18 protein-coding genes and 1 pseudogene are annotated in these 19675 nt (G+C 67.7%); 12 read left to right on the top strand and 7 right to left on the bottom strand.

Features of this window, described 5'->3' with window-relative positions; all coding sequences use genetic code 11:
* Window positions 1-2: 2 nt before the first annotated feature.
* From ABQF30_RS17565 to marP, 3 genes are read left to right on the top strand one after another with little or no spacing between them, the layout of a single operon-like run.
* Window positions 3-662 (top strand): TlpA family protein disulfide reductase, encoded by a 660-nt coding sequence (locus ABQF30_RS17565; RefSeq protein WP_448466031.1) that lies wholly within the window; start codon window positions 3-5, stop codon window positions 660-662.
* Entirely contained in the window at window positions 659-1447 is a 789-nt protein-coding gene (locus ABQF30_RS17570) for an NUDIX hydrolase (protein ID WP_448466033.1), read from the top strand. The genes ABQF30_RS17565 and ABQF30_RS17570 overlap by 4 nt, the downstream gene beginning before the upstream one ends.
* Complete coding sequence (gene marP, locus ABQF30_RS17575; protein ID WP_448466035.1) at window positions 1448-2638, top strand: acid resistance serine protease MarP; 1191 nt, start codon at window positions 1448-1450, stop codon at window positions 2636-2638.
* Here the strand turns inward: marP and ABQF30_RS17580 are convergent, their stop codons facing one another.
* Together ABQF30_RS17580 and ABQF30_RS17585 are read right to left on the bottom strand one after the other, a co-directional pair.
* Window positions 2639-3598, bottom strand: a complete 960-nt coding sequence (locus tag ABQF30_RS17580) for an alpha/beta fold hydrolase (RefSeq protein WP_448466037.1) — start codon at window positions 3596-3598, stop codon at window positions 2639-2641.
* Window positions 3598-4107, bottom strand: coding sequence for a phage holin family protein (locus ABQF30_RS17585; RefSeq protein ID WP_448466039.1), 510 nt, complete (start codon window positions 4105-4107; stop codon window positions 3598-3600). The genes ABQF30_RS17580 and ABQF30_RS17585 overlap by 1 nt, the downstream gene beginning before the upstream one ends.
* A 148-nt stretch (window positions 4108-4255) precedes the next feature.
* On the opposite strand from ABQF30_RS17585, the gene ABQF30_RS17590 reads away from it, so the two are divergent.
* The gene (locus tag ABQF30_RS17590; protein ID WP_448466041.1) at window positions 4256-4951 is read left to right on the top strand and encodes a S1 family peptidase; all 696 of its coding nucleotides are present in this window, start codon (window positions 4256-4258) and stop codon (window positions 4949-4951) included.
* 88 nt (window positions 4952-5039) lie between these two features.
* On the opposite strand, the gene acs is transcribed toward ABQF30_RS17590, so the two are convergent.
* Window positions 5040-7001 (bottom strand): acetate--CoA ligase, encoded by a 1962-nt coding sequence (acs, locus tag ABQF30_RS17595; RefSeq protein WP_448466043.1) that lies wholly within the window; start codon window positions 6999-7001, stop codon window positions 5040-5042.
* A 151-nt stretch (window positions 7002-7152) separates the two neighbouring features.
* On the opposite strand from acs, the gene ABQF30_RS17600 reads away from it, so the two are divergent.
* Window positions 7153-7893 (top strand): Fic family protein, encoded by a 741-nt coding sequence (locus tag ABQF30_RS17600; RefSeq protein WP_448466045.1) that lies wholly within the window; start codon window positions 7153-7155, stop codon window positions 7891-7893.
* Between the two features lie 413 nt (window positions 7894-8306).
* Here ABQF30_RS17600 and ABQF30_RS17605 read toward each other — a convergent pair whose 3' ends face one another.
* A complete protein-coding gene (locus ABQF30_RS17605; RefSeq protein ID WP_448466046.1) occupies window positions 8307-9176 on the bottom strand; it encodes an HAD-IB family hydrolase in 870 nt (289 codons plus the stop codon).
* A 405-nt stretch (window positions 9177-9581) separates the two neighbouring features.
* Here ABQF30_RS17605 and ssd point away from each other — a divergent pair, with 405 nt between their 5' ends.
* From ssd to ABQF30_RS17640, 7 genes and pseudogenes are all read left to right on the top strand, one after another.
* The gene (gene ssd / locus ABQF30_RS17610; protein WP_448466048.1) at window positions 9582-10664 is read left to right on the top strand and encodes a septum site-determining protein Ssd; all 1083 of its coding nucleotides are present in this window, start codon (window positions 9582-9584) and stop codon (window positions 10662-10664) included.
* Window positions 10661-11821 carry a TadA family conjugal transfer-associated ATPase gene (locus ABQF30_RS17615; RefSeq protein ID WP_448466050.1) on the top strand — a complete coding sequence of 387 codons (1161 nt, stop codon included), beginning with the start codon at window positions 10661-10663 and terminating at the stop codon, window positions 11819-11821. The genes ssd and ABQF30_RS17615 overlap by 4 nt, the downstream gene beginning before the upstream one ends.
* Window positions 11818-12600, top strand: a complete 783-nt coding sequence (locus ABQF30_RS17620) for a type II secretion system F family protein (protein ID WP_448466052.1) — start codon at window positions 11818-11820, stop codon at window positions 12598-12600. The genes ABQF30_RS17615 and ABQF30_RS17620 overlap by 4 nt, the downstream gene beginning before the upstream one ends.
* The gene (locus ABQF30_RS17625) at window positions 12597-13172 is read left to right on the top strand and encodes a type II secretion system F family protein (RefSeq protein WP_448466054.1); all 576 of its coding nucleotides are present in this window, start codon (window positions 12597-12599) and stop codon (window positions 13170-13172) included. The genes ABQF30_RS17620 and ABQF30_RS17625 overlap by 4 nt, the downstream gene beginning before the upstream one ends.
* Window positions 13173-13190: 18 nt before the next feature.
* The gene (locus ABQF30_RS17630) at window positions 13191-13394 is read left to right on the top strand and encodes a DUF4244 domain-containing protein (protein WP_448466056.1); all 204 of its coding nucleotides are present in this window, start codon (window positions 13191-13193) and stop codon (window positions 13392-13394) included.
* Window positions 13395-13414: 20 nt separating this feature from the next.
* Window positions 13415-13717, top strand: a pseudogene (locus ABQF30_RS17635) (TadE family type IV pilus minor pilin); the annotation flags it as partial.
* Window positions 13707-14057 carry an Rv3654c family TadE-like protein gene (locus ABQF30_RS17640; protein WP_448466058.1) on the top strand — a complete coding sequence of 117 codons (351 nt, stop codon included), beginning with the start codon at window positions 13707-13709 and terminating at the stop codon, window positions 14055-14057. The pseudogene ABQF30_RS17635 and the gene ABQF30_RS17640, both read left to right, overlap by 11 nt.
* Before the next feature lie 2 nt (window positions 14058-14059).
* Here the strand turns inward: ABQF30_RS17640 and ABQF30_RS17645 are convergent, their stop codons facing one another.
* From ABQF30_RS17645 to ABQF30_RS17655, 3 genes are all read right to left on the bottom strand, one after another.
* Entirely contained in the window at window positions 14060-15724 is a 1665-nt protein-coding gene (locus ABQF30_RS17645) for a SulP family inorganic anion transporter (protein ID WP_448466060.1), read from the bottom strand.
* A gap of 18 nt (window positions 15725-15742) precedes the next feature.
* Window positions 15743-16768 (bottom strand): PAS domain-containing protein, encoded by a 1026-nt coding sequence (locus ABQF30_RS17650; protein ID WP_448466062.1) that lies wholly within the window; start codon window positions 16766-16768, stop codon window positions 15743-15745.
* Between the two features lie 268 nt (window positions 16769-17036).
* Window positions 17037-19391 (bottom strand): DNA 3'-5' helicase SftH, encoded by a 2355-nt coding sequence (locus tag ABQF30_RS17655; protein WP_448466064.1) that lies wholly within the window; start codon window positions 19389-19391, stop codon window positions 17037-17039.
* Window positions 19392-19675: the final 284 nt, after the last annotated feature.

The raw sequence follows: 19675 nt of genomic DNA on the forward strand, positions 1-19675 counted from the left end.
GGATGAGCGTCTCGGCCCGTTGGACGGTGGTGGTGCTCGTGGTCTTGTTGGCCCTGGGCACGGCGTTCTGGTTGGAGCTGCGTGACGATCCGGAAGCGGCGCCGGATGCCGCGCCGTTGACCGCCCGCGATCACCGCGACGCCGATACCCCCGAGGCGCTCGCCGGCCCGCGCGCCCGCGCTGACCTGCCGCCCTGCCCCACACCGGGCCGAGGCCCGGGGCCGGAGGCGCTGGCTGGCATCACCTTGGATTGTGCCGGCGACGGTGCGCCTGTCGACGTCGCCGCTGCGCTCGCCGGGCGTGCGGTGGTGCTGAATCTCTGGGCGTACTGGTGCGGCCCGTGCGCCGACGAACTGCCGGCGATGGCCGAGTATCAACGCAGAAACCCCGACGTTCTGGTGCTGACCGTGCACCAGGATGAGAACGAGACGGCGGCGTTGGTGCGGCTGGCCGAACTCGGCGTGCGGCTGCCGACGCTGCAGGATGGCCGCCGGCTGGTCGCGGCTGCGCTGAAGGTGCCCAACGTCATGCCTGCGACCGTCGTGCTGCGTTCGGACGGTAGCGTTGCCGAGATCCTGCCCCGCTCGTTCGTCAACGCAGACGAGATCGCGGCGGCGGTCGAGGACAAGATCCGCTCTAGCCGACAGGAGCACGCGGGGTGAGGTCGACGCGCGACGGGCTGTTTCCCGACGCCGCCCCAGGTTGGCTCAAGCCACTCGTGAACAACCTGGACGGGGTGCCGCACGCGTACCGCCGACGGGTCCCACCGGATGTGCTTGCCACGATCGTCGAGGCGAACAACGAGGCCGCGCGGGCCGGTGCCCGCCGGGACGCCGCCGTGCTTGTGCTGTTCTCCGGCCCGCCCGATTCCCCTGCTGCGGCCCTGCCCGCCGATGCCGACCTGCTGGTGACGGTGCGGGCGTCGACGCTGCGCCACCATGCCGGGCAGGCCGCTTTCCCCGGCGGTGCCACCGATCCCGGTGACGAGGGCCCGGTGTCGACGGCCTTTCGCGAGGCCGCCGAAGAGACGGGCGTCGACACGACCCGGCTGCGTCCGCTGGCCACGCTGGACCGGATGTTCATCCCGCCGTCGGGTTTTCACGTGGTTCCGGTGCTGGCGTACTCGCCCGATCCCGGGCCGGTTGCCGTGGTCGACGAATCCGAGACCGCGGTCGTGGCGCGGGTGCCGCTGCGTGCTTTCGTCAACCCGGAGAACCGGCTGATGGTGTACCGCGAGGCCAACACCAGCCGGTTCGCCGGTCCGGCGTTTCTGCTCAACGAGATGCTGGTGTGGGGTTTCACCGGTCAGATCATCTCGGCCATTCTGGATGTCGCGGGGTGGACCGAACCGTGGGACACCGATGATGTACGTGAACTCGAGGAGGCAATGGCGCTCGTCGGACATGAGAACAGCTACGGTGAAGCCCACCGTCGAACTTGGAAATAGATGACACCTTCGCTCTGGCTTGATTTCGCCGTACTAGGCATCGCCTTCATCGCCGCCATCTCCGGCTGGCGGTCAGGCGCGCTGGGCTCACTGATGTCCTTCATGGGCGTCGTGCTCGGTGCCGTGGCCGGGGTGCTGCTGGCCCCGCACGTCATTCCGCACGTCAGCGGTGACCGGACGAAGTTGTTCGCGACGTTGTTCCTGATCCTTGCGCTGGTGGTGATCGGGGAGATCGCCGGGGTGGTGCTGGGACGCGCCGTGCGCGGCACCATCCGCAATCCGCTCTTGCGCGTGTTCGACTCGGCTGTCGGGGTGAGCCTGATGCTGGTCGCTGTCCTGGTGGCCGCCTGGCTTCTCGGAAGTTTGTTGACCGCGTCGGATCAGCCGAATCTGGCCGCGGCGGTGAAGGGCTCCAGAGTGCTGTCCGAAGTCGACAAGGTAGCGCCGAGCTGGCTGCGGACGGTGCCGACGCGGCTGTCGGGACTGCTCGACACCTCGGGCTTGCCCGATGTGCTTGAGCCGTTCGGACGCACCCCGATCGTCAACGTCGACGCCCCCGACGCCACGCTGGCCACCGATGCCGTGGTCGCTGCGACCCGGCCGAGCGTGGTCAAGATCCGCGGTATCGCGCCGAGCTGCCAGAAAGTGCTGGAGGGCAGCGGGTTCGTGGTGGCCCCCAATCGGGTGATGTCCAATGCCCATGTGGTGGCCGGGGCGGACAGCGTGACCGTCGAGGTCGACGGGCAGACCTACGACGCGGGCGTGGTTTCCTACGATCCCAACGCCGACATCTCCATCCTCGACGTGCCGAACCTGCCTACCGCACCGCTGGTGTTCGCCGAGCAACCTGCGCCGCAGGGCACCGACGCTGTGGTGATGGGTTACCCGGGCGGTGGCGATTTCCTCGCGACCCCGGCCAGAGTCCGCGAGATCATCGAGCTCAACGGCCCCGACATCTACCGGACCACCACGGTCACCCGTGAGGTCTACACGGTCAGAGGAACAGTGCGGCAAGGTAATTCGGGTGGCCCGATGATCAACCGCAGCGGCAAGGTGCTCGGCGTGGTGTTCGGCGCGGCGGTCGACGATGTCGACACCGGTTTCGTGCTCACCGCCAAGGAAGTGGAACGTCAGCTCGCCAAGATCGGTAGCACCGAACGGGTGCCGACCGGCGTCTGCATCAACTCCTGATCAACCGCCGCCCAGCTGGGCCAGGAACCTGTGCAGCTGTTCGTTGACCGCGTCGGGCTGTTCCTCGTGGCTGAAATGCCCGGCGCCGGTGATCGATACGTATCGGCCGTGCGGGGCGAACCGTTGGGTTCGGTACACCGGATCGGCCAGCACATAGGGGTCGGCATCGCCGCGCATGTGCAGCACGGGGACGTTGACCGGCCGCTTCATCGACCGCATGAACCGCCGGCCTTCTGCCCGCAGTTGGCTGCGTACCGCCCAGCGCTGGTACTCCAGCGCCGAATGCGCCGCCCCTGGAATCTGGATCGCTTGGCGCAGATATCCCATCGTCTCGGAGAAATCTTGGCTTCCTTGCCATTCCGCGCCTGCCCGGCTGCGCACCAACTGCTCCAACTCGTCGGCGCCGCGCCGGGTCAGGGTGTGTTCCGGCCACCTGGGCAGCTGGTAGCGCAGCATCGGGGGTAACAGGGCCAGCCCTTGATCTCGCCGGGTCAGGGCCGAGGCTCGTAGCGCGACGGGATGCGGTGAGCTCACCACGGCGATCGCCCGGACCACGCGTGGGTGCAGGACCGACGTCGCCCAGCACACCAGGCCGCCGTCGGCGTGGCCCACCAGTGTCGCGGTCTTGTGTCCCAGTGCACGCACCAGGCCGGCGGTGTCGCCGGCCAGCGTCCAGCCGTCGTATCCGCGGGGCGGTTTGTCGCTGTCGCCGTAACCGCGGAGGTCCACCGCGACGACGCGGGCGCCCGTCAGCGCGGTGAGCTGATGACGCCAGGACCACCAGAACGAACCGAAGCCGTGCAGCAGAATGACCAGGGGCCGCTCGGCAGCGGCCTCGGAAGTCGGTGTCGGGTCAGTGGATCCGGCCTCCACGACGTGGAACCGAATGCCATTGGCGTGCACCTGTAGATGACGCCAGGGCCCGTCGATCCGGGTGACCGACGGGTCGGGTGGGGGCACTACCAGCCTGACGGGTCGGACGCCTGCTTGCCTGGCGCAGCCGTCAGCGCGGTGCTCTTATCGTGGCCCGGTGTGAGCGCCTCACGCGTCTCCTTGACCGATTCGATGGTCTGCTGTGGACCCTTGATGCGTCGCACCTTGAGGAAGCCGAGCAGCGCCAGCCCCGCTGTGACCACCACCATGATGCCGAACACGATCAGGAACGCCACCCAGCGCCACAGCCACGTGTCGAGGAGCTCGGCGAGGAAGAAGAAAAAGAAGAACGTCGAGTAGAACAGCACCACCAGGGCGGCGATGAAGAAGATGCTGCCGGTGAGGCCCTTCTTGACGTCACGGGTGATCTCGGCTTTGGCCAGCTCCACCTCGGCGCGCACCAAGGTGGAGACCTGCGTCGTGGCATCTTTGACCAGATCGCCGATCGACGGGTCCGGCTTGGGGGCGTTCGGATCCACCAGCGGAATCGAGGTCACCGTTGCCGGAACACCGTTCTTACGGTCACCAATGCTCACGGATACTTCCTCCCGAATCCAATGCGGTTTCGCGGTTCATGTTGCCATGCGGTGCCGGGGTAAACGATCCCGGCCAGCGAACCGGGCCAAGTAGACTGCTCATATTCGATTGAGGTTGCGCGGGTCGGGCGCGTCGATTGGGGGACACTTGGCCACCAGGCACCGCTGGCAGCTGTTGATTTTGGCATCTGTGGCGACTCTCGTCGCGTTGCTGACGCCGGCCCCCGCGCACGCCGACCCGCCGGTCGCGCTCGGCGGCGGGTCCGGCATCGTCGTCAACGGGGACTCGTTCTGCACGCTCACCGCGATCGGCCACGACAGCGCGGGCCGGCTCATCGGCTTCACTTCGGCGCACTGTGGGGGACCTGGCGCCACGGTGACGGCGGAAGGTGCGCCTAACGCCGGTGTGCTGGGCACGATGGTCGCCGGAAACGATGCACTGGACTACGCGGTGATCCAGTTCGATCCCGCGAAGGTGGCGCCGACCAAGAACGTCAACGGTTTCCAGATCGACGGCCTCGGCCCGGATCCGGTGTTCGGTGATGTGGCATGCAAGCTGGGCCGCACCACGGGCTACTCGTGTGGCGTGACATGGGGGCCGGGCCAGGATCCGGGCACGATCGTCAACCAGGTGTGCGGCCAGCCAGGTGATTCCGGTGCGCCGGTGACCGTGAACAACCGGCTTGTCGGCATGATCCACGGCGCCTTCACCGAAGAGCTGCCGACCTGCGTGGTGAAGTTCGTGCCCCTGCACACCCCGGCCGTGACGATGTCGTTCAACACCCAGTTGGCCGACATCACCGCCAAGAATCGCCCTGGCACGGGTTTCGTCCCGATCGGCTGACTTAGGCCTCCCGCGGAATAGCGTTCCCGGTCGTTAAATCGCGCGATTAACAACCGGGAACGCTGTTCCGCGGAGCGGGGCGTGGGGATTACTTGCTGGCGCGGATCGCCTCGAACACGCTCGGGTCGACCAGTGTTGAGGTGTCGCCGAGTTCGCGGCCTTCGGCCACATCCCGCAACAGACGGCGCATGATCTTGCCGCTGCGGGTCTTGGGCAACTCGGGCACCACGTGAATTTCGCGGGGGCGCGCGATCGGGGAGATCTCGGTGGCCACCTGGGCGCGCAGTTCCTCGACCATGTTCTCGGCGCCACCGTGCGCAGAGGCCTTGAGGATGACGAACGCGCAGATCGCCTGTCCCGTGGTGTCATCGGATGCGCCGACGACGGCCGCTTCGGCGACTCCGGAATGGCCGACGAGTGCCGACTCCACCTCGGCGGTCGAGATGCGGTGGCCCGAGATGTTCATGACGTCGTCGATGCGGCCGAGCACCCAGATGTTGCCGTCGGAGTCATATCGGGCGCCGTCGCCGGCGAAATACCAGCCCTGCTCGGCGAACCGCGACCAGTAGGTGTCCTTGAACCGCTCCGGGTCGCCCCAGATGCCCCGCAACATCGCCGGCCACGGTTGATCCAGCACCAGGTAACCGGTCACGTGTTCGGCCTCGTCGGCACCGGGCACAAGATCGTTGCCGTCGTCGTCGACGATCTTGGCCGAGATGCCGGGCAGCGGGGTCATCGCCGAGCCGGGCTTGGCAGCGGTCACGCCGGGCAGCGGGGAGATCATGATGGCCCCGGTCTCGGTCTGCCACCAGGTGTCTACCACCGGAGTCTTGTTGGCGCCGAACGCTTCCCGGTACCAGCGCCAGGCCTCCGGGTTGATCGGCTCACCGACCGAACCCAGTAGTCGCAGGCTCGACAGGTCATGAGCGGCCGGTATCTGACGGCCCAGCTTCATGAACGTGCGGATCAGGGTGGGAGCCGTGTAATAGATTGTCACACCGTACTTTTCGATGACCTCGAAATGACGGTGCTCGGTAGGCGAGGTCGGGGTGCCCTCGTAGACCACCTGGGTGACGCCGTTGGACAGCGGCCCGTAGACGATATAGGTGTGCCCGGTGACCCAGCCGATATCGGCTGTGCACCAGTACACGTCGGTCTCCGGTTTGACGTCGAACACGTTGTGGTGGGTGTAGGACGACTGGGTCAGGTAACCGCCCGAGGTGTGCACGATGCCCTTGGGCTTACCGGTGGTCCCCGAGGTGTAGAGCAGGAACAGCGGATGCTCGGAGTCGAACGCCTCCGGAGTGTGATGCGGCGACGACGGTTCCACGATCTGGTGCCACCACAGGTCGCGGCCGTCGGTCCAGTTGACGTCGATTTCGGTGCGCCGCACCACAACCACGTGCTCGACCGACGGTTGACCGTCAACCGCCTCATCCACCGCGGCCTTGAGCGACGCAGCCTTGCCGCGGCGGTACTGCCCGTCGGTGGTGATGACCAGCTTGGCCTCGGCGTCCTCGATGCGTGCCTTCAGCGCAGCGGCCGAGAACCCGGCGAACACGACGCTGTGCATTACACCGAGCCGCGCGCACGCCAGCATCGCCACGATGGCCTCTGGCACCATCGGCATGTAGATGGCGACGCGGTCGCCGGCGACCAGGCCCAGATCGGTCAGCGCATTGGCGGCCTTGCAGACCTCGTCCTTGAGCTGGGCGTAGGTCAGGGTGCGGGAATCGCCGACTGGCTCACCCTCCCAGTGGATTGCCACCCGATCGCCATTGCCTGCTTCGACGTGGCGGTCCACGCAGTTGTAGGCGACGTTGAGCTTGCCGCCCACAAACCACTTGGCGAACGGAGCCTCCGACCAGTCCAGTACCTCGGTGAACGGGGTCTGCCAGGTCAGCCGGTTCGCCTGGTTCTCCCAGAACGTCAGTCGATCCTGCTCGGCTTCGGCATACAGTTGGTCCGTCGCGTTGGCATTGGCCGCGAAATCGGCGGGCGGCGGATAGGCTGACGGAACTTCGGCGTGCGTCACTGACGGGTTCGACATGGCTGTGAGCCTAGTCACCAAACGTTGCACAGGCGTTGGGTCCTCACATGACTGTTGCCGGGCGGTGGCCCTGATGCGCTGAACGGTCGGACAAGGCGAGTTCAGCGGTCGGCTAGCGTGTGCCCATGGCCGATTTTCTCGCTCCGCTCGGATGACCGATCCGCTCGCCCCACTGCTGGATCTGCCCGGGGTGGCCGAAGCCAGTGAAGAGGCCCGCGAGGCGCTCGGCCGGGCTCACCGGCACAAGGTCAATCTGCGGGGTTGGCCGCAGACCGCTGCCGAAGCAGCGATGCGCGCTGCACGGGCGTCGGCGGTGCTCGACGGTGGATCGATACAACTCTCTCCCGAGGGTGAACCGGACGCGGTGACCGCAGGCGCGATCCGGGTCGCCGAAGCACTTGAGGGTGGTGCGACGACCCTGGTCGGGGTTTGGCAACGCGCCCCACTGCAGGCTCTTGCGCGGCTGCATTCACTGGCGGCGGCCGATCTGACCGATGACGAGCACCTGGGCCGGCCGCGGTCCGACCCCGCCGTCGGACCCCGGTTGGAGCTGTTGGTGGAGATGCTGACCGGCGGGTCCCGGATGCCCGCCCCGATACTGGCCGCCGTCGCGCACGGCGAACTGCTCGCCTTGGCGCCGTTCGGCTCGGCCGACGGGGTGGTGGCTCGCGCGGTGTCTCGGTTGGTGACGATCGCCAGCGGGCTCGATCCGCACGGCCTTGGTGTCCCCGAGGTGCATTGGATGCGCAAGCCCGGTGATTACCGGGCCGCGCTGCGCGGATTCTCGTCGGGCACGCCGGACGGTCTGACGGCGTGGCTGCTGCTGAGTTGTCAGGCCCTGCATGCAGGGGCCCGCGAAGCCTTGCAGATCGCCCAGGGCGCGGCCGGCTGAGACGTCACCAGCAACGCAAAGCGGGCGACGTTCCGAACTGTGTTCGGCTCGCCGCCCGCTAGCACGGGTTCCGGTTACCAAGCGTGCAATGGTGGGTTGCGTGGGTGGCCTCGGCGTCCTTGCGATGCGCTTCAGCTGCAACTCCACCCAAGGAGCCGTCGTAACCGTCCGCTCTTCGCAATCACGCAGGCCCGCAACACTTTTGCCTATTCCGCGGCATGTGCTCCGCGTGGGTGCCGGGACCCGTGCTAGGAGCCTGGTTCGGGAGATCTAGCCTTCTCTTCCGGCTACATCTTGGCCTCGCCAAGCTTCCGTGGTTCCTTTGTACTCCGTGACCACAGTCACAGCAAGGGTCAAATTCTCCGCGAGTCCGGATCGTTACGCCTGCGCTTCCAGCTACTACAGCGGGTAGCTCAGAAGGTGAACCGGCGCAGCAACGAGTACGTCAGCGCGCCGGCGGCGAGCGCGCTGATCCCCACCGCCGCGGTGGTGGCGACGGCGGCTCCGGACGGGGCCGGGAGCCGGTCGCGTAACGACACCGGTTTGGTGAAAGTCAGTACGGGCCAACCCCGCCCGGCCGCTTCCTTGCGCAGCGCGCGGTCGGGATTGACTGCGGTCGGGTGGCCCACCGCTTCGAGCATCGGGACGTCGGTGATCGAATCCGAGTACGCATAGCAGTGGTCGAGCGAATAGCCCTCGCGGGCGGCGAGTGCTCGGATCGCCTCGACCTTGCCCTCGCCGTAGCAGTAGAACGCGATCTCGCCGGTGTAACGCCCGTCCTCGACCACCATGCGAGTGGCCATCGCGTGGGTGGCGCCAAGAGCCCTGGCGATCGGCGCGACGATCTCTTCACCGGACGCCGAAACCACCACGACGTCGCGGCCGCACAACTTGTGATCGGCGATCAGTTCGGCGGCCTCGGCGAACACCAGTGGGTCCACGATGTCGTGCAGTGTCTCGCCGACGATCGACTTGATCTGCTCGACGTCCCAACCGGTGCACATGTTGGTGATGTAACTGCGCATCCTGTCCATTTGATCGTGATCGGCGCCCGACATCAGGAACAGGAACTGTGCATAGGTCGACTTGAGGACGGCACGGCGGTTCAGCAGACCCTGATCGAAGAAGGGTTTGCTGAATGCGAGGGTGCTCGACTTGGCGATCACGGTCTTGTCGAGGTCGAAGAATGCTGCCGTGCGCACCGGCCGACCGTTCGGTGGGCCGGGTTGCGTTGTGTTCGATTCCCCTGCAGCCCGATCGGATGCGGTCACAAGCGCCAGCATAGAGGCAGCCGTGGTGCGATATCCGTCCGAGAGTGCAAAATGGCAGTTCACGACACATTCTGCGGAACGCGAAAGGTGAAGTGCACGCCGGTAACCCGCAGATGCGTTCCTTGCGTCTTTTGGCAGTTCCGTGTGTATAGTGAGCATTACTCGGCTTATGCCGAGGGTGTATCAGCCCGACCCCCCGGGGCTGATACGCGACGACCTCCGCCTCCTCCCCCCCTGGCGGGGGTCGTCTTCTTTCTGGGGAAGGATCAGTCTCCGCAAACATCGCCAAGATTGCCGTGGCGGTTGCGGAACGTCGTTTTAACACCTGTCAACTGCGGTTATCCCCAGCTTGATTTCCATCCACAATCCGCGATTTGGTGATGGTGCCGCGACCCCGCCCGGCCGCATGGTTGGCACATGGCCACTCACCAGAACCTGAGCAGCGACGTACTCGCGTTGATCGGCGACCCGCTGCTGCGTGCGGACGTGGACCGGGTGGCCGCTGCCGCGGGCGTGGGGCTCGTGCATGTCGACAATCCATCGAGCCGCAAGGTGTGGACGGGTGCCGCGGCGGTCCTGCTCGACGCCGCTGCCGCACAGCGGTGTGCCGAACGGGCACTGCCACGCCGGGACCGAGTGGTGCTCATCGGCCGTGCCGACCCGCGGCCCGCGGACTGGCAGGCGGCGATCTCAGTGGCCGCACAACATGTCGTCACGTTGCCGGGGCAGGACGCCGAACTGGTGGCAGCACTGTCCGATGCGGCCGGCCGCGACGACGCCGGGCGAGGGCCCGCGGTTGCCGTCGTCGGAGCCAGGGGTGGTGCCGGCGCCACGGTGTTCGCGGTCGCGCTGGCGCAGTCAGCCGCTCAGTCAGCTTCAGGGGCACTGCTCATCGACGCCGATCCGTGGAGCGGCGGTATCGACCTGGTGCTCGGCAGCGAGGACGAGCCGGGCCTGCGCTGGCCGGAACTGGCGCTGAAGGGCGGTCGGGTGGGCTATCCGGCGCTGCGCGACGCGCTGCCACGCCGTGACGGGGTCAGCGTGCTGTCCAGTGGACGTACCGGTGTCGACATCGACTCCGGACCGCTCGGTGCGGTGATCGACGCAGGGTGCCGTGGTGGGGTGACCGTGGTGTGCGACGTGCCGCGACGCTGCACCGCCGCGGCGGAGACCGCGCTGGACGCGGCTGATCTCGTCGTTCTGCTCACGCCTGCCGACGTGCGGTCGTGCGTTGCGGCGGCGGCTGCCCGGCCGTGGATTCTCGCGTGTAATCCCAATGCCGGTGTGGTGGTGCGGGGGCCGGCACCCGGCGGGCTGCGGGCCGCCGAGGTCGCCCGCATCGTGGATCTGCCCCTGCTTGCGGCTATGCGGCCACAGCCAGGCCTTCACGACCACCTCGAGCGGGGCGGGCTGCGGCTGCGCAGGGGGTCACCGCTTACCGGCGCCGCGCGCCGGGTGCTCACCGTGTTGGCCCAGCACCCGGCCTTGGCGGCGGCATGAGCGCATCGCTGATCGACCGGGTGCGTGAGCGGCTGGTAGCGGAGGCCTCCCCACTGAGTCCCGACGTGGTGGCCGCGGCGATCCGCGCCGAGTCCGGTGGCCTGCTCGGCGACACGGAGGTGCTCAACAGCCTGCGGGTCCTGCAGACCGAGCTGACCGGCGCCGGCCTCCTCGATCCGTTACTGTGCGCCGAGGGCACCACCGACGTCCTGGTCACCGCGCCCGACGCGGTGTGGGTGGACGACGGGAACGGGTTGCGCCGCAGCGCTGTCCGGTTCGCCGGCGAAGCCGCGGTGCGGCGGCTGGCGCAGCGGTTGGCACTGTTGGCGGGGCGCCGGCTCGACGAGGCGCAGCCGTGGGTGGACGGCCAGCTCAGCGGCATCGGCTCGTTCACGGTTCGCCTCCACGCGGTGTTGCCGCCGGTGGCCACGGGCGGCACCTGCCTGTCTCTGCGGGTGTTGCGGCCTGCCACCCAGAACCTCGAAACCCTGGTCGGGTCGGGGGCGATCGCGCCGGAGGCCGCCAGCCTGCTGCGCCGGATCATCGGCGCCAGAATGGCTTTCCTGATTTCGGGTGGCACGGGATGCGGCAAGACCACGCTGCTGTCCGCGGCGCTCGGGGCGGTGGCCGACCATGAGCGGATCGTGTGTGTGGAGGACGCTGCCGAGTTGGACCCGCCGCACCCGCATCTGGTGAAACTCGTTGCGCGCGGCGCCAATGTCGAAGGGGTCGGCGAGATCACCGTGCGCGACCTGGTCAGGCAGGCGTTGCGGATGCGGCCCGACCGGATCGTCGTCGGTGAGGTCAGAGGCGCCGAGGTGGTCGACCTGTTGGCCGCGCTGAACACCGGGCACGACGGCGGTGCGGGCACCGTGCACGCGAACAGCCCGGCCGAGGTGCCCGCTCGCTTGGAGGCCCTCGGTGCGCTCGGCGGTCTCGACCGGGCAGCCCTGTACAGCCAGTTGGCGGCCGCGGTGCAGGTGCTGATGCACGTCGGCCGGGACCGCGCGGGCAGGCGGCGGCTCACCGAGATCGCGGTGCTGCAGCGTGGCCGTGACGGCACCCTCGACGTCCTGACCGCCTGGCATGCCGACACCGGATCAGGTTGTGGCGCAGAGATTCTCAACACCCGACTCGCAGAGCGGGGGCTACCGTGACGGGCGCCGCCCTGGCGCTTGCCGCAGCGCTGCTGGTCTGGCCTGCCGCGCCACGGCGCCTCACCGAGTTGCGGCGGCTACGCCCGGGGCGCCGACGCGTGCGGGCACTGCCCGTCGTGGTGGTGTCGGCCGGGGCGGTGGCGTGGCTGGTTCCGTTGGCGGTGGCGCTGGCCATGGGCGCGATCGGGGCCACGGTGGCGCTGCGGCGCCGTAGGCACGCAGGAGAACGAGTTCGTCGGCAAGAGTCCGACGCCTTGCAAGCCGCGCTGGACGTCCTGGTCGGTGAGTTGCGCATCGGCGCTCATCCGGTGAGCGCGTTCAGTACCGCCGCAGGCGAGGTTTCCGGCCCGGTGGGCGAAGGCATGGGTGCGGTCGCGGCCCGGGCCCGGCTCGGTGCGGACGTCGCCGCCGGACTCGAGGACGTGGCAGGCAAGTCCCAGCTGCCCGTGCACTGGCAACGGCTCGCGGCATGTTGGCGGTTGGCGCAGGCACATGGTCTTTCGATTGGCACCTTGATGAGCACCGCACAGCAGGACATCGTTGAGCGGGAACGCTTCTCGGCGCGGGTCAGCGCGGCGATGGCGGGACCCAGAACCACCGCAACCGTATTGGCCGGGTTGCCCGTGGCCGGGATAGCACTGGGGCAGGGGATCGGCGCCGAGCCGCTTGCGTTCCTGCTGGCCCCTGGGGTCGGTGGCTGGTTGTTGGTCATCGGCGTGTTGCTGGCCTGTGCCGGCCTACTGTGGTCGGAGCGGATCACCGCGGGCGTTTTGAGATGAGCTGGGCGGCATTACTTCTCGCGGCTGCGCTGCTCGTGGGCGCCCATCCGGCCCGGGTCCGGACGAGGGTCGCTCCCGCCGCGGTGCAGGTTCGGACGCCGCCACGGGTGCCCGCCGACGATCCGCTGGCCGCCGCATCGGCCTTCGACCTGTTCGCGGCGTGCCTGGCCGCGGGTATGGCCGTGCCGAGCGCAGCTTCGGCCGCCGCGCCGTCGGCACCACCGGCCCTGGCCCAGCTGCTCAACCGTGCCGCCGAGCTACTGGCGCTGGGTGCCGACCCGGCCATCGCGTGGACGAATGACGCGTTACCACAAGATAAGAACGTCGATGCCCTGTTGCGGTTGGCCCGCCGGTCGGCGTCCTCGGGCACGGCATTGGCGCATGGGGTGGCGGACCTGGCCGGCCAATCTCGCCACGATGCGGCGGCCGCAGCGGATGCGGCCGCCGAGCGTGCGTCGGTGCTCGTCGCGGGCCCGCTCGGATTGTGCTATCTGCCGGCGTTCGTGTGTCTGGGAATAGTGCCGGTGGTCGTCGGCCTTGCCGGTGATGTGCTGGGATCAGGATTGTTGTGAACAACAGGAGGGAAAACCATGGGAGCAAACACGTTTCGGGAAATTCGGCTGCGCATGACATTGCTCATGCTCGACGAATCCGGCATGTCCACAGTCGAATACGCGATCGGCACGGTCGCCGCTGCGGCGTTCGGCGCCATCCTCTATACGGTGGTGACCGGGGATTCGATTGTCAGTGCACTGACCAACATCATCACCCGCGCGCTCAACACCAACGTCTAGGCGATGACGGCGCCGTCACCGTCGAAGCGGCCTTCGCGATCGCCGCGCTCGTGGTGGTTCTCGTCCTGTGTGCCGGTGGGCTCAGCGCGGTGTCGGCGCAGGTTCGGTGCGTCGATGCGGCACGGGAGGCCGCCCGGTTGGCGGCCCGCGGCGATGCCGGCTCGGCGACGGAGGTGGCCCGGCGCATCGCCCCGCGCGCTGCAGTCGTCGAGATCCGCCGGGACGGTGCTTTGGTGGTGGCGCGCGTCAGCGTCCCCGCAGCACTGCCGGGGCTCACCGTCTCGGCCGAAGCGGCGGCCGCACCGGAACCCGGTGTCGGGTGATCGCGGTTCGGCCAGCCTGCTGGCCGCGGCCATGATCGCGATCCTGCTGATCTTCACGGCCTGCGCCGCCTACCTGGGCGCCGCGGTGATCGCGCGGCACCGAGCCCAGGCGGCAGCGGATCTGGCGGCGTTGGGCGCGGCGGGCGCGGTCGCATCCGGTCCGGACGGGGCGTGTGCGCAGGCCACCCGGATCGCCTCGGCGATGCGCGCCTCGGTCACGGCATGCCGCATTGACGGGCTCGATGTGGTGCTCGACGTCCAGGTGGCCGTCGACCTAGGCCGGTGGGGCGTCGGTCCTGCCAAAGCCGCTGCTCGTGCGGGCCCGGCAGAACCTGGGTGACCTCAGTCGTCGCGCTGCAGAAATTCCGCGACCGCGTCGTCGACCTCGAGGTGGATTCCCGTTCCGGCGAGCCGCGATTCGATGCCCGCAATCTGGAGTTCGTGTCGGATCTCGCTGCGCACGCGGGCGAGTTGAAGGCCGACCCCGCGGTGATCGAGTTCGTCGAGAAGTTCATCGAGGACCTGGGCCGCGGTCGAGTCGACATCGTCGACCGACTCCATGTTGAGGACAACCGTGGAACTGTGGTGGGCTTCGACGTAGTTGAGCACGTCATCGCGCAGCCTGGGGGCGTTGGCGAAAAACAGTGCCGCGTCGAACCGGTACAGCAGCAGCCCTGGAATCGTCGCCGCGTCGGCGTGGTCGGCGATATCGCGATAGGTGTTGGTGCCCGGGATTTTCCCGAGGACAGCGGTGTGCGGGGAAGCTGCCCGCAGCACGACGAGCAGCAGAGTCAACGCGATCGCGACGGCGATTCCCTTCAGCATGCCCAGTCCGAGGACGGCCGCGACCGTCAGCACCGCCACCCAGAACTCGGTGCGCCGGAATCGCCACAGCATGCGGAACTCGGCGAGATCGAACAACCCGAACCCGGCGACGATCACGATGCCGGCGAGAGTGGCCGTCGGTAAGTAGTCGAACACCGGACCGAGTGCGACGAGGGTGGCGATGACAAACGCTGCCGCAACAACATTGGCCAATTGGGTGCGGGCACCCGAGTCCGCGAGCACGAAGCTGCGCGACTGGCTGCCGTTGACCGGAAACGAGCCGATCAGGCCTGCACCGATATTGGCGGCGCCGATGCCGAAGAACTCACGGTTGGCGTCGACTCGATCCCTGGTTCCCTGCGTCAGTGAGCGCGCAGTCAGCACGCTGTCCGGATAGACCAGCAGCGCCACCGCGAATGCCGGGCCGATCAGCTGCACCAACTCAGACCACGACACCTGCGGAATGCCTGGCGCGGGAAGGCCGCTGGTGAACTCGCCTACCACCGCGACATCGACGCCGAAGGCGGCCACGACCGCTATCGACGCGATCACCGCCACGAGGGCGCCGGGAACGGCCGGCGCGAAACGCTTCATCGCGACGATCAGAAGTACCGACGCGATCCCGAATGCCACGCTCACCCAAGCGGTTTGGTCGACGTTGCGCAACACCGCGCCGATCTCGGTGAGATAGGGCTCGGGATCTATGTCGGTACCGAGGAACCCCTGGAGCTGGCTGGTGATGATGAGAATGCCGGAGCCGAACACGAATCCTGCCAGCACCGGCCGGGACAGAAAGTCCGCCACGCGTCCCAGCCGCAGCATGCCGCCGACCAGCAGGATGATCCCGACGAGGATCGCCAGCATCGCGGTGAGCTCGACATAATGCTGGGATCCGGCCTGTGCGGTGGACGACAAGATCGTCGCCACCATGATGGCCACGGTGGACTCGGCACCCACGTTCAGGAACCGCGACGAACCCCACAGCCAGTAGAGCAGCATGGCTCCGACCGCGGCGTAGAGACCGACCACCGGGGGCAGGCCGGCGAGTACCGCAAACCCCAGTGACTGAGGAACCAACATCGCCCACAACGTCACGCCGCCGAGCAGGTCTGAGCGCAGCCACCTGCGCTGGTAACCCGTCACGGTCTGCAGACCGGGGATCAACCTGATCAGATCGGTCATCGCAGGCTCCTGACGGAATCAGTCGACGTCGTCGAGGTTGGCTGCGGCGATCTCGGTGTCGGTGGGCAGTCGCAATGCCAACAGGCCGGCATAGGTGGCCGGTTCGAGCTCGACCCGGTTGATCGTCATGTGCACCGGTTGCCAGCCGCCGTCAGTCGTCCGCATACGCAGCACCGCAGTGGTCAGGCCGCTGGCGAATTCCGTTGTCATCGTGGACATGTGGCGTGCGTCGGCAGGATGTATGCGGGCCGGCCCGCCCTCGCGGCTGCGCCAATCGAAGAACGGGGCCGGATCGTCGAGCCACTTCAGCAGCTTCCAGTCGTCGAGGTCGACGAGTGCTCGGTGCACGCCCGGTTGGGCCAGCCCTTCGAGGATCCGCTGTGCCAGGTTGTCCACCGGGACCGCGGGCCCGTCGCGCTCGCTGCGCCAGTTCATCGCTCGGCTGATCAGCCGATCTCGCCCGTCGTCCTGTGTTTCGAGCATGATCCGCGCGACGAACCCTACCGTGACGAGGTCGCCACGGAAATCGGTGACGTCCCATGCGGTGCACAGCTTGTTGCCCACCTCGGGTTTGATCGTCATCGACAGCACCTTGGCCTCGCTCGGGTTGAGATCCCGGGTGGGCAGGTCGTCGGCGAATGCGCGACCCTCGGTGGACTCGGTTTCCGGGTTCAGCCCGCTGTTGCGGATGGATTCCGCAGTATCGGTGGCGATGCCGGTTGTGAGGTCCCACTTCAGCGGTCCGGGGATCGGGCGCTGCGGTGGCTCGACGTCGAGGGGACCGACCCAGACGTGCACACCGTGGATGCATCCATCGGACATCCGCACCACTTCGGTGCGGATTACGCGGTCGTTCTTCGGGGTGATGCTGGACAGGCCTTGACCTGCCCGTACGGTCTCGCCGATGGCGCTTTGAATTGCCATCAGGTTGGGGTTTCTGCGCAGAAACACACTGATGGGAACGAGATTCTTGGTCTGTGGACCTCTTGCGACCACAGCGGGCTCGCTGCCGAGTGTCTCCACGAGCAGCCAGTCGTGGGTCATGCGCGGCATTTTACCGGGGGGCCCGGTCGCCGTTCACAGGCGCAGGAACAACGAAATCCGCACGATATCGGCTGTGCGGGGGCTTCGGCAGGCGGGCTCCGGGGACGTGCGACTTGCGAACATGAGTGATTTCACGTTAATTTGCCACTGCGCCCGGCCTCCGGGATTGGGAACGGATCGCGTTGTCCGACCGTTCGTCGCAACGTCTGCGTGTTCGGCGTGTCCGAAGTCTTGTGATCCGTGCAGTCGGCCGTCGAGGGGTCGGTCGTCAGCACGGTCGGGGGTCACGCGGGGGATTGCTCAGCGCGCCGAGCACCAGGCGGAGTACCCGTACCGCACCCGCCTTGTCGAGTGGATCGTTGCCGTTCCCGCATTTCGGCGATTGAACACACGACGGGCAGCCGTGCGGGCACTCGCACGCCTCGATCGCCGCAGCTGTCGCCTCCCACCACGTGCTGAGCCGGTGAAAGCCGCGGTCGGCGAATCCCGCCCCGCCCGGATAGCCGTCGTAGACGAAGATGGCGGGCAATCCATCGACGGGGCCCACCGCCGTCGAGACCCCACCGATGTCACCGCGGTCGCAGCTGGCCACCAGCGGGAGCAGGCCGATCGCGGCGTGTTCTGCGGCGTGCAGCGCGCCGGGTACGGCGATCGGGTCGATACCGTTGTGCTGCAATGCTTCCGGGGTGATCGTGCACATCACCGCCATGGTGTCCAAGGTGCGGGCGGGCATGTCGAGTTCGACGAAGTCGATCACCTCGCCGTCGATGCGGCGCCGCAGATAGCCGACGACGGTGTTGGTCACCGACACCGGGACCAGGCCGACCGTGACCGGGCCGAAGGTCGTCCGTTCGCCGGGCCCCGTGACGGAGATGTCGGTGAGGTCCCTGGCAAACGTGCTGTAGCCCGGGTCCGCGGCATGCACGAACGCGATGCCGTCCTCGAAGTCGAGGGAATCGACGAGGTAGCTTTCGCCCTGGTGCAGATACACCGCGCCGGGATGCACCGATGCCGAGGCCTGACCGGCGCCCGTGCTGCCCAGCATCCGGCCGGTGTCGGTTTCCAGGATGGCGATCTGACCACCGATCGAGCCACGGATATCGACTGCGGGATGCGGGTCGACGCCGGGGGAGGGGAAGTAGCCGCTCGGGCGTTTGCGCAGCAGGCCGTCGTCGACGAGCGTCTCGGCCACCGCTTCGGCGTTCCACATCCGCACTTCGGCGTCGGTTAGCGGTAATTCTGCTGCTGCGCAAAGTAATTGGGGCCCGAGCACATGCGGGTTGGTGGGGTCGATCACCACCCGTTCGATTGGCTTGTCCAGCAGGGCGGCCGGATGGTGCACGAGGTAGGTGTCCAACGGATCGTCGCGCGCGATCAGCACGATCAACGCGCCCTGACCGCGTCGCCCGGACCGCCCGGCCTGCTGCCAGAACGACGTCACGGTGCCGGGGAAGCCGGCCATCACGACCGCATCGAGGCCGGCGATGTCGATGCCGAGCTCCAGCGCGTTGGTGGTGGCCAGCCCGCGCAGGTGCCCGTCGGCCAGGGCGTGTTCGAGTTCGCGCCGGTCTTCGGCGAGGTAGCCGGCCCGGTAGGAGGCCACCCGCTCGGCCAACTCCGGTGCGCTCTCCTGCAATCGGGTGCGGGTCCCCAGTGCCGTGAGTTCGGCACCGCGGCGGGAGCGTACGAAAGTCAGCGTGCGCGCGCCCTCAGTGATGAGGTCGGCCATCACCCGGGAGGCCTCCGCACCCGCCGAGCGCCGCACCGGGGCGCCGTTCTCCCCGGTGAGCTCGGCCAGCAGCGCCGGCTCCCACAGCGCGATGGTGCGCGCGCCCTGCGGCGACCCGTCTTCGGTGACTTCGGTGACCGTCTGGCCGATCAGTTCGGCCGCGGTCGCCGCGGGTGCCGCGGTGGTGGCGCTGGCGAAGATCACCGTCGGTGTCAGCCCGTCGGCCGAATATCGTTCGCACAACCGCAGCAGCCTGCGCAGCACCATCGCCACATTGGAGCCGAAAATGCCACGGTAGTAATGGCATTCGTCGACCACGATGTACTTGAGATTGCGCAGGAACACCGCCCAGCGGGCGTGGTTGCGTAACAGCGAGAGGTGGATCATGTCCGGGTTGGAGAAGATCCAGCGGGACCGCTCGCGGGCGAACCGGCGAACTTCTGTCGCACTGTCGCCGTCGTAGGGCGCCGGGGCGACATCCCGGAGTGCGGGGACACTTTCGGACAGGGCCTGCGCGGTGCGCAGCTGATCGTGCCCGAGGGCCTTGGTCGGCGACAGGTAGAGCACCCGGGCCCGTGGATCTAACGCCAGGGCGGACAGAATCGGCAGTTGATATGCCAAGGACTTCCCCGAGGCGGTACCGGTGGAGATCACCACGTGGCGTCCGTCGTGCGCGAGCTGGGCGGCGGTGAGCTGGTGCGACCAGGGTGCACTGATGCCGCGATCCTGCAACGCCCGAACCACCTCTGGATCGGCCCATTCCGGCCAGGACAGAGGTTTGCCGGGGCGCGCGGGCAAATCCGCGACATGCCGTAGCGGATGCTCGTCGGCCGGAGTGCCGTCGACGGCGCAAGCGAGCAGCTCACGGCCGAAATTCAACCCCCGTTCCGACACGCCCTGACCTCCTCTCATCCACCCCGCTACGACCTACCCGGCGTTGTAAACGAATTGTTCACCACACGCGGCACGCGGAGACTGTCGCAGCAGCCCTGAACATGATTGACTGATCACGGTCGCAGCTTCTGTGTTCGTGTACTTGCACTCGCAGGATCGTCGTTGCGATCGCGGTTCCTGCGAGGGTTGTAGGTCGGGTCAAGTTCCGACGACTCCACGAAGGTATGGCGGTCGGAACGGGCCCGGTACGCCGGAAGTCGGTGGACCGCACCCGGTAAGAAGAG

The sequence above is a fragment of the Mycolicibacterium sp. XJ870 genome (assembly GCF_053483975.1).

Bases quoted from the DNA above. Each gene is read 5' to 3' on its own strand.
- ABQF30_RS17565 (WP_448466031.1), top strand. From the start codon at position 3: ATGAGCGTCTCGGCCCGTTGGACGGTGGTGGTGCTCGTGGTCTTGTTG.
- marP (WP_448466035.1), top strand. From the start codon at position 1,448: ATGACACCTTCGCTCTGGCTTGATTTCGCCGTACTAGGCATCGCCTTC.
- acs (WP_448466043.1), bottom strand. From the start codon at position 7,001: ATGTCGAACCCGTCAGTGACGCACGCCGAAGTTCCGTCAGCCTATCCG.
- ABQF30_RS17600 (WP_448466045.1), top strand. From the start codon at position 7,153: ATGACCGATCCGCTCGCCCCACTGCTGGATCTGCCCGGGGTGGCCGAA.
- ABQF30_RS17605 (WP_448466046.1), bottom strand. From the start codon at position 9,176: ATGCTGGCGCTTGTGACCGCATCCGATCGGGCTGCAGGGGAATCGAAC.
- ssd (WP_448466048.1), top strand. From the start codon at position 9,582: ATGGCCACTCACCAGAACCTGAGCAGCGACGTACTCGCGTTGATCGGC.
- ABQF30_RS17615 (WP_448466050.1), top strand. From the start codon at position 10,661: ATGAGCGCATCGCTGATCGACCGGGTGCGTGAGCGGCTGGTAGCGGAG.
- ABQF30_RS17625 (WP_448466054.1), top strand. From the start codon at position 12,597: ATGAGCTGGGCGGCATTACTTCTCGCGGCTGCGCTGCTCGTGGGCGCC.
- ABQF30_RS17630 (WP_448466056.1), top strand. From the start codon at position 13,191: ATGGGAGCAAACACGTTTCGGGAAATTCGGCTGCGCATGACATTGCTC.
- ABQF30_RS17645 (WP_448466060.1), bottom strand. From the start codon at position 15,724: ATGACCGATCTGATCAGGTTGATCCCCGGTCTGCAGACCGTGACGGGT.
- ABQF30_RS17650 (WP_448466062.1), bottom strand. From the start codon at position 16,768: ATGACCCACGACTGGCTGCTCGTGGAGACACTCGGCAGCGAGCCCGCT.